Annotated in this window: 10 protein-coding genes; 5 read left to right on the top strand and 5 right to left on the bottom strand. The window is 74.2% G+C overall.

What is annotated here, in order from left to right; all coding sequences use genetic code 11:
• Positions 1–17: 17 nt before the first annotated feature.
• Entirely contained in the window at positions 18–1,610 is a 1,593-nt protein-coding gene (gene thiC / locus FHX32_RS05820) for a phosphomethylpyrimidine synthase ThiC (RefSeq protein WP_167179801.1), read from the top strand.
• 140 nt (positions 1,611–1,750) lie between these two features.
• Here the strand turns inward: thiC and FHX32_RS05815 are convergent, their stop codons facing one another.
• The 4 genes from FHX32_RS05815 to FHX32_RS05800 form a co-directional block, all read right to left on the bottom strand.
• Positions 1,751–4,783, bottom strand: a complete 3,033-nt coding sequence (locus FHX32_RS05815) for a hypothetical protein (RefSeq protein WP_167179800.1) — start codon at positions 4,781–4,783, stop codon at positions 1,751–1,753.
• A 77-nt stretch (positions 4,784–4,860) separates the two neighbouring features.
• Positions 4,861–5,169 carry a cupin domain-containing protein gene (locus FHX32_RS05810; protein WP_167179799.1) on the bottom strand — a complete coding sequence of 103 codons (309 nt, stop codon included), beginning with the start codon at positions 5,167–5,169 and terminating at the stop codon, positions 4,861–4,863.
• Positions 5,166–6,116 carry an LLM class F420-dependent oxidoreductase gene (locus FHX32_RS05805; protein ID WP_167182288.1) on the bottom strand — a complete coding sequence of 317 codons (951 nt, stop codon included), beginning with the start codon at positions 6,114–6,116 and terminating at the stop codon, positions 5,166–5,168. Before FHX32_RS05805 ends, FHX32_RS05810 begins: the two co-directional genes overlap by 4 nt.
• A gap of 79 nt (positions 6,117–6,195) precedes the next feature.
• Positions 6,196–6,981 carry an ABC transporter ATP-binding protein gene (locus tag FHX32_RS05800; RefSeq protein WP_167179798.1) on the bottom strand — a complete coding sequence of 262 codons (786 nt, stop codon included), beginning with the start codon at positions 6,979–6,981 and terminating at the stop codon, positions 6,196–6,198.
• 266 nt (positions 6,982–7,247) lie between these two features.
• Here FHX32_RS05800 and FHX32_RS05795 point away from each other — a divergent pair, with 266 nt between their 5' ends.
• Together FHX32_RS05795 and FHX32_RS05790 are read left to right on the top strand one after the other, a co-directional pair.
• Positions 7,248–8,279, top strand: coding sequence for an ABC transporter substrate-binding protein (locus FHX32_RS05795; protein WP_167179797.1), 1,032 nt, complete (start codon positions 7,248–7,250; stop codon positions 8,277–8,279).
• 98 nt (positions 8,280–8,377) lie between these two features.
• Positions 8,378–9,265, top strand: a complete 888-nt coding sequence (locus tag FHX32_RS05790; protein WP_486480922.1) for an ABC transporter permease — start codon at positions 8,378–8,380, stop codon at positions 9,263–9,265.
• A 152-nt stretch (positions 9,266–9,417) separates the two neighbouring features.
• Here FHX32_RS05790 and FHX32_RS05785 read toward each other — a convergent pair whose 3' ends face one another.
• Positions 9,418–10,599, bottom strand: coding sequence for an ABC transporter substrate-binding protein (locus FHX32_RS05785; RefSeq protein ID WP_167179796.1), 1,182 nt, complete (start codon positions 10,597–10,599; stop codon positions 9,418–9,420).
• 451 nt (positions 10,600–11,050) lie between these two features.
• Between FHX32_RS05785 and FHX32_RS05780 the strand changes: the two genes are divergently transcribed.
• On the top strand, positions 11,051–14,218 hold the full coding sequence (locus FHX32_RS05780; protein WP_167179795.1) for a nitrate- and nitrite sensing domain-containing protein: 3,168 nt from the start codon (positions 11,051–11,053) through the stop codon (positions 14,216–14,218).
• Positions 14,215–14,622 carry a roadblock/LC7 domain-containing protein gene (locus FHX32_RS05775; protein WP_030329975.1) on the top strand — a complete coding sequence of 136 codons (408 nt, stop codon included), beginning with the start codon at positions 14,215–14,217 and terminating at the stop codon, positions 14,620–14,622. Before FHX32_RS05780 ends, FHX32_RS05775 begins: the two co-directional genes overlap by 4 nt.
• Positions 14,623–14,710: the final 88 nt, after the last annotated feature.

Genomic DNA, 14,710 nt, shown 5'->3' with positions numbered 1-14,710 from the left:
TCACCAGGGAGGCTGTCATGCAGGCACGTCGCAAGGTGTACGTCGAGGGGTCCCGGCCGGATGTGCGGGTGCCGTTCGCGGAGGTGGACCTGACCGGGGACAACCCGCCGGTGCGGCTCTACGACACCTCGGGGCCGGGCGCGGACCCGGAGGTGGGGCTGCCGCCGCTGCGCGGCCCGTGGATCGCCGGGCGCGGGGACGTCGCCCCGGTGCGGGGTGCCGGCACCCCGCTGGCCGGGGTGGCCGGGAAGCGGCCGACGCAGCTCGCGTACGCCCGGGCCGGGATCGTCACGCCGGAGATGGAGTTCGTCGCGATCCGGGAGGGCATGGCGCCGGAGTTCGTCCGGGACGAGATCGCGGCCGGGCGGGCGGTGCTGCCGCTCAACGTCAACCACCCGGAGTGCGAGCCGGCCATCATCGGCAAGGCGTTCCTGGTGAAGGTGAACGCGAACATCGGCACCTCGGCGGTCACCTCGTCGGTGGCCGAGGAGGTGGAGAAGCTGACCTGGGCGACCCGGTGGGGCGCGGACACGGTGATGGACCTGTCGACCGGCAAGCGGATCCACGAGACTCGCGAGGCGATCGTGCGGAACTCGCCGGTGCCGATCGGCACCGTGCCGATCTACCAGGCGCTGGAGAAGGTCGGCGGTGACCCGGTGAAGTTGAGCTGGGAGGTGTTCCGGGACACCGTCGTCGAGCAGGCCGAGCAGGGCGTCGACTACATGACCGTGCACGCCGGGGTGCTGCTGCCGTACGTGCCGATGGCGGTGGACCGGGTGACCGGGATCGTCTCCCGGGGCGGCTCGATCATGGCGGCCTGGTGCCTGGCGCACCACGAGGAGAACTTCCTCTACACCAACTTCCGCGAGCTCTGCGAGATCCTGGCCCGCTACGACGTGACGTTCTCGCTGGGTGACGGGCTCCGCCCCGGGTCCATCGCGGACGCCAACGACGAGGCGCAGTTCGCCGAGCTGAGGACGCTCGGCGAGCTGACCCGGATCGCCTGGGAGTACGACGTGCAGGTGATGATCGAGGGCCCCGGGCACGTGCCGATGCACAAGATCAAGGAGAACGTGGACCTCCAGCAGGAGTGGTGCCACGAGGCACCGTTCTACACGCTCGGTCCGCTGACCACCGACATCGCGCCCGCGTACGACCACATCACCTCGGCGATCGGCGCGGCGATGATCGGCATGTTCGGCACCGCCATGCTCTGTTACGTGACGCCGAAGGAGCACCTGGGGCTGCCGGACCGGGACGACGTGAAGGCCGGCGTTATCGCGTACAAGATCGCGGCGCACGCGGCCGATCTGGCCAAGGGGCACCCCGGGGCGCAGGCCTGGGACGACGCGCTGTCCAAGGCGCGGTTCGAGTTCCGCTGGGAGGACCAGTTCAACCTCTCGCTGGACCCGGAGACCGCACGGTCGTACCACGACGCCACGCTGCCGGCGCAGCCGGCGAAGACGGCGCACTTCTGCTCGATGTGCGGCCCGAAGTTCTGCTCGATGAAGATCACCCAGGAGCTCAAGGAGTACGCGGCGCGCGGCATGAAGGACAAGTCGGCGGAGTTCGTCTCCTCCGGCGGCCGGGTCTACCTGCCGCTGGCCTGATCCCGCGCCGGCGGATGTTCCGGGGTGGTCGGTGTCGATGGCGCGCCAGGAGCCCCGCTGCTGACGGGACCGGGCGGGTGTGACCGGTGTACTGGGTGCGGTTGTTGGCGCTCCGGCGGCAACAACCGCACCCAGAGACGTCAGTCGCGGTGGTGACGGCCGGTGGAGCGCAGCGAGCGGCGGCCGCTCTCCTGCTCGGGCTCGTTGTCCGCCAGCGGGCGGCCCAGTCCGGCCACCCAGTCGACGTACTCCTCGTCCTGCTCCGCCAGCGGCTCCGCCTCAACCGCGCCGGAGCCGCTCTCGTCGGTGCGGGCACGGTTGCGTCGGAACAGCCCGAGCCGGCCGCGGAGTCGCCCGCCGTTCTGCTCCGCCTCGCCGGACACCGCGCCGCCGGGCGTCCCGGCCCCGTCGTCCGGTCCCTCCGATGTGGTGCCGGCCGGCGCCGTCGGCCCGGCGCGCCGGGCGGTGGCGAGGGCCTCCCAGCTCGCGGCCCGCTCCAGGTCGGGCAGGGGAGCGCGGTGCCGGGGCCGGTGTCCTTCCTCGGGTACGGCCGGTCCGGTCGGCTCGTCCCGCGCGGCGGGGGGCCGGGCCGGCGCCGACCACGCCGGTGCGACCGGCCAGGTGGAGCGCGGTGCGGCCGGTCGGTCGGCCGTGGGCGTGACGGGAGCCGGCACCGGGTTGAGGACCGGTCGGGCCGGCTCCCGCGTCCCCTCGCGCCGCGTGCCGGCGGCCGGTGCGTCACCGGCGGCCGGGCGCGGGGGCGCGGCGGCGGGGTCCGTGGTGCCGGTTGCGGGTTCGGCGACGGTCGCCGCCCACGCGGCCGTCGGCGCCGGCTCGATGCCGGTGGCCCGCGTCCCGGCGACGTCGCCGCCGGACCCGGCGGGGTCGGCCGTGCCCGCGGCCGCCGGCACCTGGCCGGTCGAGGCGCCGCCAGCCACCTGGCCGGTCGAGGCGCGGCCAGCCACCTGGCCGGTCGAGGCGCGGCCAGCCACCTGGCCGGTCGAGGCGCGACCGGACGCCGCCGGGCTGACCGAGGCTTTGCCGGACGCCGTCGGGCCGGTCGAAGCGCCGCTGGCGGCCGGGTCGATCGAGGCGGCGCCGGTCGAAGGGCTGCCGGGCGTCGGTCCGGTCGAGGCACCGCTGGACGCCGGGTCGGTGGAGGCGCTGTCGCGTGCCGACGTCGCGGCGGACGGGCCGCCGGTCGTCGCCGGGCCGGCGGTTGGGTTGGTCGGGTCGGCGCGCTTGGCGGTGGCCTTCGGCTTGCGGGTCCGGCGGGGCCGGGGGGCGGGCTCGGCGGGCGTCGCCGCGCCGGCGTCATCGCCGGTCGACTCGGCGGCCGCCGGCTCCTCGGCGGCGGTCGCGCGGCGGGACGACCGGCCGGCGGTCGACGCCGCCGTGGAGCGGGACGACCGCCCCTTTCTCGATCGCCCGGTACCACTCGGCTGCTCGGGCGCGTCGTCCCTCGGGACGGGCTCCGGCGGGGTGCCCACCGCGGCCCTTCGCGACGCCGCGGTGCTGCTCACAGCGTCTCCCGGTGCCGTTGTCGCCGCGTCGCGCGCGGACCCGGCGTCGGCCCCTGTCGAGATGCTCAGGGCGCCCGCCGCCGCGCGGGCCTGCGCGGCGGCGGCCCCTGCCGAGGTGCTCGACAGGTCGCTCGGTGCCGCGTCGCGGCCGGGTGGGGCGCTGGCGGCGGTGCCGCGCGAAGCGCCGCCCGGGCTCGTCGCGCCCGGGTCCACGGCGTGCGCCGGGTCCGCAGCGTGCCCCGGGTCGGCGGGGTGCGCCGGGTCCGCGACGTGCGTCGGGTGCGACGGCACGGCGCCTCGCGCCTGGCCGGCCGATGCCCCTGGCGTCGCGCCGGCGGTCGCCGGCTCGGCGGGCGGTGCGGGGAACGCGTTCGGCGCCGCGGCGGCGGTCGGTTCGGCGGATGGCTGCTCGTGCGTACCGGCCCTCGCCGGCTCGACCGGGTGCGCGGGCCGGGGGGCGGGGGCCGGAACGCCGGCACTGCCCGCCCGGTCCGCCGTCCTGCCTTCGGTGGCGTCCGGGCCGTGGTCGGCGGCGCGGGGCGGGAAGCCGGTCGCGCCGGCCGCCGGCCAGTCCCAGTGCGCCGGAGTGGAGCGGCCCGCGGCTGCGGCGGTGGGTACGGTGCCCACCGCGCCCGGGCCGGGACCGGCGGCCAGGTCGGCGCCGGCCACCTCGGCGTCGCCCGGTTCGGCGGCCCGGTCCGCTCCGGTCCCGGTCGGCCGCGCGCCGGGCAGCGGCGGGCCGGCCGGCAGCGGCCGTAGGATGTCGGTCGGCTCGATGGCCTGGGGTGCGGCAGCGGACCCGCCGGACGGCCGGCGCGCCAGCGCGGCGGCGGCCGAGCCGAGTGCCCCGGCGGCGACCGCGAGCAGGGCGCCGTAGTAGGGCGCGAGCTGGTAGCGGTCGACGGCGTCACCGGGACCGGCGGCCAGGTAGGCGAACGCCACCAGCACCGGTCCGGCCACCCCGGTCGCCCCGGCCACCAGCGGCGGGTGCCCGCGCCAGCGGGCCAGCGCCCCACTCACCGCCCCGGCGAGCAGCGCCGTGGTCGGTAGCACCAGCATCGCCAGGCGCTGCGCCGCGTCGGCGTCGAGCCACGCCGGCTCGAAGACCCCGAGCCGGACCAGCGGCAGTGCCCCGGTGGCCGAGAACGACGGTACGGCCGACAGCAGCGCGAGCAGCCACAGCGCTCCGGCGACCGCCGCCATGTTCCAGCCGACCGGTGGCTTGAGCAGGACGGCCAGCGCGGCGCCCGCGCCCACCACCGCGCCGAGGACGGCGCAGATGCCGGCCGCCCAGACCGGGTCGACGGAGATGAGCTCGGCGGCCCGGGCGGGCTGCATGCACAGCGGCGCGACCACGGTGGCGCCGAGGGCGGCGGAGGCCGCGACGGCCAACTGCCGTCCGGTGCCGGTGAGCGCACCGTCGCGCCGGGCGACGCGTTCGGTGAGGACGGCACCGACCACGGCGGCGTTGGCCGCGCACCAGCCCACCCAGACGAGCTGGGCCGGCCACTGGTTGACGGTGACGCCGGTGAAGCTGCCGGTGAGCCGCAGGATGCCGAAGCCGTACGCGAGCCCGAGCTGGCCGGCGCCGGCCAGCAGGCTCACCCCGAGCGCCGTGAGCAGCAGCCTGCTCCAGGTCCGAAAGGCCATGTCCGGCACGTTACGGTCCGGTGCGCCCGATCGCCACCGGCGCGCCGTGCGGCGTGGCAGCCCTGCTCGCGGCGGGTCTACTTGAGTTCGACGAGGCGGGCCAGGTAGGTGGTGTCCCCGACGTTGGTGAGCATGTGGATGGCCCCCGGGTCCCGGTAGACCACGCCGCCGGTCGGCTCGTCGGCGTCGATCCGGGTGCCGTCGACCGTCTGCACCACGTTCTTCGCACCCTGGATCGCCACCACCAGGTACGGGTGGTCGTGCCGGTGCAGCGGCTGCCGCTCGCCGGGTTCGAGGCGGATGTGCCACACCCGTACCCGGTCGTTCTCGTACACGATCTCCTGGCCCACGGGCCCGAGCTCGTGTTCCTCGATCACCTCGGTCATCGGTCTCCGTCCAGGTGGGGGAGCACCTCGGCGGCGATGAGCTCGAGGTGGTCCAGGTCGGCGAAGTCGATCAGTCGCAGGTGCACCCGGGTCGCGCCGGCGGCGGCGAACTCGCCGATCCGGTCGACCAGCTGCGCCGGCGAGCCCACCACCGGGTCCTCCGGTGGCAGGGCGCTCTTGACGTGCAGCGGGGCCGCCCGCCGCTGGGCCTCGGCGTCGGTCCGGCCGATCGCCACCACGATCCCGGCGGAGAGCACCAGCGGTGCCCGCCCGGAGGCCGCCCGTCCGGTCCGGTCGCAGGCCTCCCGCACCCGCTCGTACGCCTCAGCGGTCTCGGCCACCGACTTGAACGGCATGTTGAACTCGTCCGCGTACCGGGCGGCCAGCTCCGGGGTGCGCTTCGGACCGCGCCCACCGATGATCACCGGCGGTCCGGGGGTCTGCACCGGCTTCGGCAGCGCGGGCGCGTCCACCAACCGGTAGTGGGCGCCGGTGAAGCTGTACGTCTCGCCGGGCGGGGTCCGCCACAGCCCGGTGATCACCTCGAGCTGTTCGGCGAGCCGGTCGAACCGCTCGGTCACGCCCGGGAACGGGATGCCGTACGAGGTGTGCTCCCGCTCGTACCAGCCGGCGCCGATGCCCAGCTCGACCCGGCCGCCGCTCATCTGGTCGACCTGGGCCACCATCACCGCCAGCGGGCCGGGCAGCCGGAAGGTGGCCGAGGTGACCAGCGTGCCGAGCCGGATCCGGGTGGTCTCCCGGGCCAGCGCGGCCAGGGTCAGCCAGGCGTCCGTGGGGCCGGGAAGGCCGGGGTCCTCGCCCATCGACTGGTAGTGGTCGGCCCGGAGGAAGCCCTCGAAGCCGCCCGCCTCGGCCAGCCGGGCGTACCGGAGCTGGTCGTCGTAGCTGGCGCCGCGGTGCGGCTCGGTGAAGACGCAGACCCGCATGCTCATGCCGGCACTCCGCCACGCGACCTGCCGCGGGGCGGCTCGGCGGGAGGCTGGCTGATCCGCCCGCCGCGTCCGCTCATCGCCCCTCCGCGCCGGCCGGCGCCGGCACGTCCCGCTCCATCAGCAGCTCGTGCAGGTCGGCGCTGACCTGGGCTACGTCGGCCAGGTGCGCGTTGCGGCCCAGGGTGCGCGGCCGCGGGATGTCCACCTCCAGGATCCGGCGGATCCGGCCGGGGCGGGGGCTGAGCACCACCACCCGGTCGGCCAGCAGGACCGCCTCGTCGATCGAGTGGGTGACGAAGACGACGGTGGGTGAGCTCTCCATGTGGATCCGCTGGAGCTCGCCGGCGAGTTCCTCGCGGGTGAGCGCGTCGAGCGCGGAGAACGGCTCGTCCATCAGCATCACCCGCGGCTCGCCGATCAGCGACCGGCACAGCGAGACCCGCTGCTGCATGCCGCCGGAGAGTTCGTGCGGCAGGCGCTTCTCGAAACCGGCCAGGCCGGCCAGGTCGAGCAGTTGCCGGGCCCGCTCCCGGTGCTTGGCCCGCTTCCAACCGAAGATCTCCACCGGCAGCAGGACGTTGTCCAGCACCGTGCGCCAGGGCAGCAGGGCGGGCCGCTGGAAGAGCATCGCGATGTCCCGGCGCGGGCGGGTGATCGGCGTACCGGCCACGGTGATCTCGCCGCTGGTCACCGGGAGCAGGCCGGCGATCAGCCGGAGCAGGGTGGACTTGCCGCAGCCGGAGCGGCCGAGCACGGCGACGAACTCGCCCTCCGCGACGTGCAGGTCGATGCCGCGCAGCGCCTCGACCCGCCCGCTACGGCCGTCGAAGGTGCGGGACACCCCGGACAGTCGGATCATCCCCGGCGGCCTTCCCTGAGTGGGCAATCAGTAACGCGGCACAGGGTATCCGGCTCGTGCCCATGACACACCGTCCGGGGTGGACGTCACTTTGTTTCCGTTCCGCAACCCGGTACGCCTGGCACCACAAAGGTGCGGTTCTCGTACGCTGTGCCCGCGAAGAGTCCCCTCACGACGGTGGTGTCGGCTTCACCCCCTCCGCCGACGCCGCCAGACAACCCCTCCGGTGGCCAGCGGGCCCCGGTCGGAAAGGACATGGTGCACTGATGAGAAGGCTGACCCGTACGGTCGCCACGGCCGCCCTGGCCACCGCGCTGGCCCTGGTATCGGCGTGCAGCGGTGGTTCCGACTCCGGCGACGACGCCAAGGCCCCCGAGGGCGCGGCGCTGGAGAAGGTGACCTACCTCACCTCGTTCGGCAACTTCGGCCGCGACTCCTACGCCTGGGTGGCGAAGGAGAAGGGCTTCTTCAAGGACGCCGGGTTCGACGTGGAGATCAAGCCCGGCCAGGGCACCGGTGCCGTCATCCAGACGATCGTCGGCGGCCAGGCCCAGTTCGGCCCGATCGACCTGACCGGTGGCCTGCTCCAGCTCGGCAACGGCCAGGCGAAGGACTTCGTCGCGGTGGCCGCGATCCAGCAGCGCACCATGGCGGCGATCGCCACCGTCGAGGGCAAGAACATCGCGTCGCCGAAGGACCTGGAGGGCAAGAAGCTCGCCGACACCCCCGGCTCCGTGGTCCGCAACCTCTTCCCGACGTACGCCCGGATGGCCGGCGTGGACGCCAGCAAGGTGACCTGGGTCAACGGTGAGGCGCAGACCCTGATGGGCACGCTGGCCAGCGGCCAGGTGGACGGCATCGGCCAGTTCGTCGTCGGGCAGCCGACGATCGAGACGGTGACCAAGAAGAAGGCCGTCCTGCTGCCGTACAGCAACGTGATGCAGGACCTCTACGGCAACGTGCTGATCACCTCGGCGAAGATCGCCAAGGAGAAGCCGGAGATGGTCAAGCGGTTCACCGCAGCCCTGCTCAAGGGCCTGGAGTACAGCCTGGCCAACCCGAAGGAGGCGGCCGAGCTGCTGAAGAAGAACGTGGACGCCACCAGCGTCGACGCGGCCGCCGCCGAGCTGCAGCTGATGGCCGGTTACGTCCGGTCCAGCAACTCGGGCACCGCGATCGGCACCCTGGACAGCGGCCGGGTCGCCAAGAGCATCGCGATCCTGCAGGGCGCCGGCTCGCTCAAGCAGAACATCACCCCCGACCAGATCATCGACTTCAACCTCGCGCCGAAGGCCTGATCGACGTCGATCGTGCCACGGGGGTGCGACCCGCCGGGATGCCCCGGAGGGCGCACCCCCGTCGCGTGCCGGCCGCGGCCGGCAGGAGAGGAGGACCCGTGACGGAGACGACCGGTACCCGATCCGGCCCCACCGGGGCGGGCCGGGCGGCCGAGGCCGGCGCACCCCCGGCAGCGACGCCCACCACCGCGCCGGCGATCCCGGCCGCCCGGCGGTCGGACGTACGCCCGGCGGCGGTGGGCCTGCCGCTGCTCGGCCTGGTGATCGCGCTGACCGCCTGGTGGCTGGTCACGTCGGTGCTGGAACTGGTGCATCCGGCGTCCCTGCCGCCACCGCAGGCGGTGTGGAGGTCGCTGACCTCGACCGTCGACGTGCTGCTGCCGGCACTGGGCTGGACCACCCTGATGACGCTGGTCGGCTTCCTGCTCTCGGCGGTCGCCGGGGTGCTGATCGGGATGGCGCTGGCCGCCTCCCGCCGGGTCGAGCGGATGTTCGCGCCGCTGCTGGTGGCGGTCAACGCGGTGCCGAAGATCGCCCTCGGTCCGCTGCTGGTGGTCTCGGTCGGCTGGGGTGAGAAGCCCATTCTGACCATGGTCTTCCTGCTCTGCTTCTTCCCGATCGTGCTCTCCACGGCGACCGGCCTCACCACCACGCCGGCGGACCTGGCCGAGTTGGCCCGGTCGCTGAACGCCTCGTGGTGGCAGGCGTTCCGCAAGGTGCGCTTCCCGGCCGCGCTGCCGCAGATCTTCGTCGGCCTCAAGGTGGCGATGCCGCTGGCCGCGATCGGTGCGGTGATCGGCGAGTTCTACTCGGACCTGCCGGGGCTGGGCTACCAGATCCTGCAGTACAACGGCATCGGCGACACCGCGACCGCCTGGGCGGCCATCGTGCTGATCGCGGCCATGAGCATCCTGCTCTACAGCGCCCTCTCCATGGTCGAGCGCCTGGCCCTCCCCTGGCTCCGCGAGACCACCAGCAGCCGCTGACGGACTCAATCAACGGATACGTCGACAGGGGACCCTGCAGATCCCCAACCCAAGGCGTGGCGGGCCGGCCCCAATGCGAGGCCGGCCCGCAGCCGTCAACGGTGCCCACCCCGCCTACGACGAACCGCGCCAGGCCGAAACGAGACCGAAGATCAGCCCGCCAACCGCCAACGCCCATTCCGCGCCACCAGCGTGGTGAGCGCCTGCGGCATCAGCCCGGAGTGGTTGTCCGGGGTCATCCGGATCGGCCCGGACAGACCGTCCATCTGGGACGTCTCCAGCACGTCCCGGATGCCGTCCCGGTTCACCTGCCCGGCCGGCCCGCCGGCGCGCAGTTCGGCGTCCGCGATGAGCTGCACCGCGTCTGCGGCGAACGACGAGGAGCCATGGTAGCCGCCGAAGCGGGCGGTGTAGTCCTGGAACCACTGCCGGCGGGCCGCCTTCGCCGGGGTGGTGGCGATCACGTCATCGATCACCATGGTCTGCGTGAAGATCAGCGTGGCCCGTTCGGTGGCCCGCGCCGCGGTGCCGAGGAAGAGGTCACCGGCGGCCGAGGCGTCGAAGAAGAGCGACCCCTCGAAGCCGGCCTGCTGGGCCGAGGCCGCGGCGAGCGTCGCCTGCTCCGGCGGGGTCCACACGACCAGCGCGTCCGGCTCGCGCGCGGTGAGGACGCCGACCTGCTGGCCGACCTCGGTGGCGGTGTTCGGCACCGCCACCTCGCGCTGCGACCTGACGTTCGCCTTGGCGAACTCGCGGCGCAGCGCGGCGAGCCCCTCGCGGCCGTAGTCGTCGTCGCTGTGCAGCACACCGACCTTGCGGACGCCGGCGCGGCGCAGTTCGGCGGTGAGGGCGGCGGCGCTGTCGGCCGCGTTCGGCGCCAGCTTGAACATGTACCGGCGCTGGGCCACCGGTTCGGCCACCGCGCCGGACGCGGCGAGGGCGATGGTGGGGATCCGCTTCTCGTCGATGGTCCGCGCGGCGCCGACGGCGCACTCGTTGCAGCCGCCCATGATGATCGCGCTGACCTGGGCGTCGTCACTGAACTCGCTGATGTTGCGCAGCGACTCGCTGGCGTCGGACCGGTTGTCCTTCACCTTCAGTTCGATCTTCCGGCCGTCCAGCGCGCCGGAGGAGTTCAGCTGGTCGACCTTGAGTTCGAGGGCCCGCTGGTACGCCTTGCCGACCGGTGCGGCCGCGCCGGAGAGCTCCAGGTCGGCGGCGATGACGATCGGACTCGTGTCCTGCTCCTCCGCGCCGAACTGGCAGCCGGTGAGTGTGGTGGCCAGCACGGCCGATGCGAGCGCGGCGGCGGTCGCGGAGCGGATGGGGCTCAACTCAGTCCTCCAGGTGCGGCGCGGGCACTACTGCCCGGTCACCGCCGGGTAATCCGTCCTCAATAGAGGAACGGTATGGTCTCTGCCGTACGGTGTGCGCGAAGCCTGCAAAACCATGCCAACGCCGCGCGCTGCGGTCAAGCGGCAGCGGCTGGAGGCATTTCGGGATGCGGATCCCACATGTTGGGGTCACGAGATGTTTGCAAACGCTCACGCTACCGGCAGGTATGACCACTCTGGAGTCACATGCCCTGTTCAAGGGCTTGGGGAAATGTAGGTATCTGTTGACCGGATCACGGGTTGCGTGCCGTGCGACCGTTTCCTGCCCGCCTGCGGCTTCCCAAAAAACTTCTCGTCTGATGAAATCGCGGCCGTGCCGCGCGTGGCGCTGGCCGCTGCACCAGGCACGGGTCGGTGGGTCAGGCGTGGGAGAAACGACGGAGGCGATGTCGTGAGCACCGGACCGACGACCCTGCCCGAAAGTGGCGACAAGCGTTCGCGTACCCGCCGGCGAATGCCCCGCCTGCGCGACGTCCGGATCCGGTCCAAGCTCGCGCTGATCCTCGTCGTGCCGGTCGCGGCCGTGCTCGCGCTCGCCACCGTCCGGCTGGTCTCCGTCGGTCAGGGGGCGTTCGACGCCACCCGGGCGCGGGCCCTCACCGCGCTCTCCATCGACGTCTCCGCGCTCACCCAGGCCGTGCACGCCGAGCGGATGGCGGCGTCCGCCTTTCTGGCCAGCCCGCAGCAGCAGGCCGACGCGTTCAACCTGCGGGTGCGCCAGACGCAGCAGCGGGTCGACGAGTACCGCGCGGAGCGGAACCGGATCGGTACGCCGCCGGCGGCGGTCCGGGACCGGCTCGCGGCCATCGACAGCCACCTGGAGACGCTGGACAGCACCCGGCAGGAGGTGCTGGACCGGCAGCAGATGGCGGTCGCCGAGGCGGCGCTGCGCTACGGGGTGGTCCTCGCCGACCTGGTCGCCTACGGCGACGGACTGGCCCAGCTGCCCGGTGACGAGCAGTTGGCGGACAGTCGACGGGCGGTGGCGGCCTTCGCCCGCGCCAAGGCGGCGGTCGCCGAGCAGGAGTCGGTCGCGTTCACCGCGCTCAGCGGCGGAGAACTCGACGAGGAGCAGTTCTCCTCGTTCGTGGCCACCCAGACCAGTCAGCAGGAGGCGCTGATCGCCTTCTTCCTGGCCGCCGACCCGGCCCAGCGCGCCCTGGTCGACAGCACCGTCTCCGGCGACGCGGTCGTGCTGGCCGACCGGCTGGCCGCCGACATCACCCGCTCGGTCGGGCAGCGCTCCCTGGTCAGCGCCCGGGACGCCACCACCGCGATCGGCGCGGTCAACGACCTGATGCGGTGGGCCGAGATCCAGTTGCAGGACCGGCTGCTCGCCCAGGCCGAGGACGCCCGCTCGGCGGTGATCCGGCAGGCCGTCATCGAGTCGGTGCTGGTGCTGCTCACCCTGCTCATCGCGATCACGCTCGCGGTGGTGCTGGCCCGCTCGCTCAACCACTCGCTGCGCCGGCTGCGCGAGGGCGCCCTCTCGGTGGCCAACCACGACCTGCCGGACGCGGTGCAGCGGCTGCAGAACATGGGCAGCGTCTCCGAGGGCGGCGTCGACGAGATCGTCCGCGAGGTACGGGACCCGATCAAGCTGGACAGCCGGGACGAGGTGGGCCAGGTCGCCCTCGCCTTCAACGTGGTCCACCGGGAGGCGGTCCGGATCGCGGCCGAACAGGCCGCGCTGCGGACCAGCGTCTCGGCGATGTTCCTGAACCTGGCCCGCCGTAGTCAGACCCTGGTCGACCGGATGATCGGCGAGCTGGACGCGATCGAGCGCGGCGAGGAGGACCCGAAGCGGCTGGCCCAGCTCTTCGAGCTGGACCACTTGGCCACCCGGATGCGCCGCAACGACGAGAACCTGCTGGTGCTGGCCGGTGCCGATTCCGCCGTGCCGCGCCGCGACGACGCCCTGCTGGTGGACGTGCTGCGAGCCGCCCAGTCCGAGGTGGAGCTCTACAACCGGATCGAGTTCGGCACGGTCGACACCGACGTCTCGGTCGCCGCGCACGCGGTCAACGACGTGGTCCGGCTGGTCGCCGAGCTGCTCGACAACGCCACCCGGTTCTCGCCGCCGAACACCGTGGTGGTGGCGGACGGCCGGCGGATCCGCGACTACGTGCTGATCCAGGTGGAGGACCGCGGCCTCGGCCTCTCCGACGAGCAGCTCGACTCGCTCAACCGGCGGCTGGCCGCCCCGCCGAGCGTCGACGTCGCGGCCTTCCGGCTGATGGGTCTGGCCGTGGTGAGCCGGCTCGCGGCCCGGTACGGCATCCGGGTCGACCTGCGCCGCAACGTCGAGGGCGGCACCGTCGCCCAGGTGACGCTGCCCGCCGCCACGGTGGTGCTGCCGAGCCTGCGCGACCGTGGACAGGCCATCACCCGGCCGCGCCAGCCGCTCGCGGTCGAGCAGAGCCCGCATGCCACGGCCGGGCTCGGTGAGCCGCTGGCCGGGCGTACCGCCGCGGCCACCCTGCCCGACCAGTGGCGGACCGAGCCGGCGGCGCCATCGCCGTGGCCGGCCCGCGAGCAGGCCCGGGAGACCGCCTCCCCGGTGCAGGCCGCCGGCCTGCCGGCGACCCACCCGACGCTTCCCCCGCCGCCGGCGGCCCACCCGGGCTTCAGCGCCGACCAGGCCGGTACGCCGGCCGGTGGGCGCTCCACCCTGGACCGGCTGCCCCGGCGTACCCCCGGCGCGGCCGCCGACGGCGGGCCGCTCCTGCCCGCGGGCCCGGTGGCCGGCACCGCTGCCACCGCCGCCACCACGCCCGCGACGAATCCGTTCGGGGCGACCGGCGGCGTCCCGAGCGCCGCCGCCCCGAGCGCCGCCGCCCCGAGCGGTGGCTTCCCGAGCGCTGGCGCCCCGAGCGCCGGCTTCGGCCGCGGGTTGGGCGCCGACCTGGCCGCCACCGCGCCGCTGGCGCAGCCGGCCGCGCCGATCACCCCGCGCCCCGAGCAGCCGGCCGAGGCGCCGATCTTCCGGGAGATGGAAGCGGTCTGGTTCCGTTCGCACGGCAACGACGTCACTACCATCTTCGCCCGGCCCAACTTCGACCAGGACCCGTCCGCCGCCGCGGCGACCGGGACGCAGCAACCGGCGGCGCCGTCGCCCGCGCGGCCACCGCTGCCCACCCGGTCGCCCGGGGCGTCGGCCACGCCGCCGCCCGCCCAGCCTCCGCCGCCGTCGTACACTCCACCGGCCGCGGACGCGTCGAGCCCGGCGGCACCGGCCACGGCGGGGCCGGACCCGGCGGCGTCGGCCCCCGCGTCGGACCCGGACGCCTGGCGGACGGCGGCCGACGAGGGCTGGTCCCGGGCGAGCCGGGCCGCCGAGCCCACCGCCGGCGGAACGACCCGGTCCGGGCTGCCCAAGCGGGTCCCGCAGGCGCAGCTGGTGCCGGGAGGCATCGAACCGCGTGGTGGCCGGGCACGGACCCGGCGCACCCCGGACGACGTACGCGGCCTGTTGTCGGCCTACCACCGCGGTGTACAGCGCGGCCGGTCGGCCGGAACGGACCAGAACAGCACCTCGACCAAGGAGACGAGCCGATGAACAGGCCAGCTGCGATGCAGGACATGGGTTGGCTGCTCACCAACTTCGCCGACAGCGTGGCGGGTATCGCCCACGTGGTGGCGGTGTCCGCCGACGGGCTGCTGCTCGCCTCCTCCCGGGACCTGCCGGCGGACCGGGCGGACCAGCTGGCCGCGATCACCTCCGGCGTGGTCAGCCTGACCGAGGGTGCGGCGCGGATGTTCAGCGCCGGCGGCGTGCTGCAGACGGTCATCGAGATGGACAGCGGCTACCTGTTCCTGATGTCCATCAGCGACGGGTCGTCGATGGCCGTGCTCGCCGCGCGCAGCTGCGACGTCGGCCAGGTGGGCTACGAGATGGCACTGCTGGTCGAGCGGGTCGGCGCCGCGCTGGTGCCGCTGCCCCGGGACGCGGTGCGGTCGTAGTCGGCGGCGGCGCGCCGGCCGGCGCGCCGACCAGGGACAGGTGATCCGGTGCCGTCGGGCTCCGGTCGGGGAGAGGAGGTGACAGCGG

It is taken from the genome of Micromonospora sp. CNZ280, assembly GCF_011759515.1.
The sequence above is the reverse complement of the archived record's forward strand: the minus strand, read 5'-3'. Positions and strand labels throughout refer to the sequence as shown.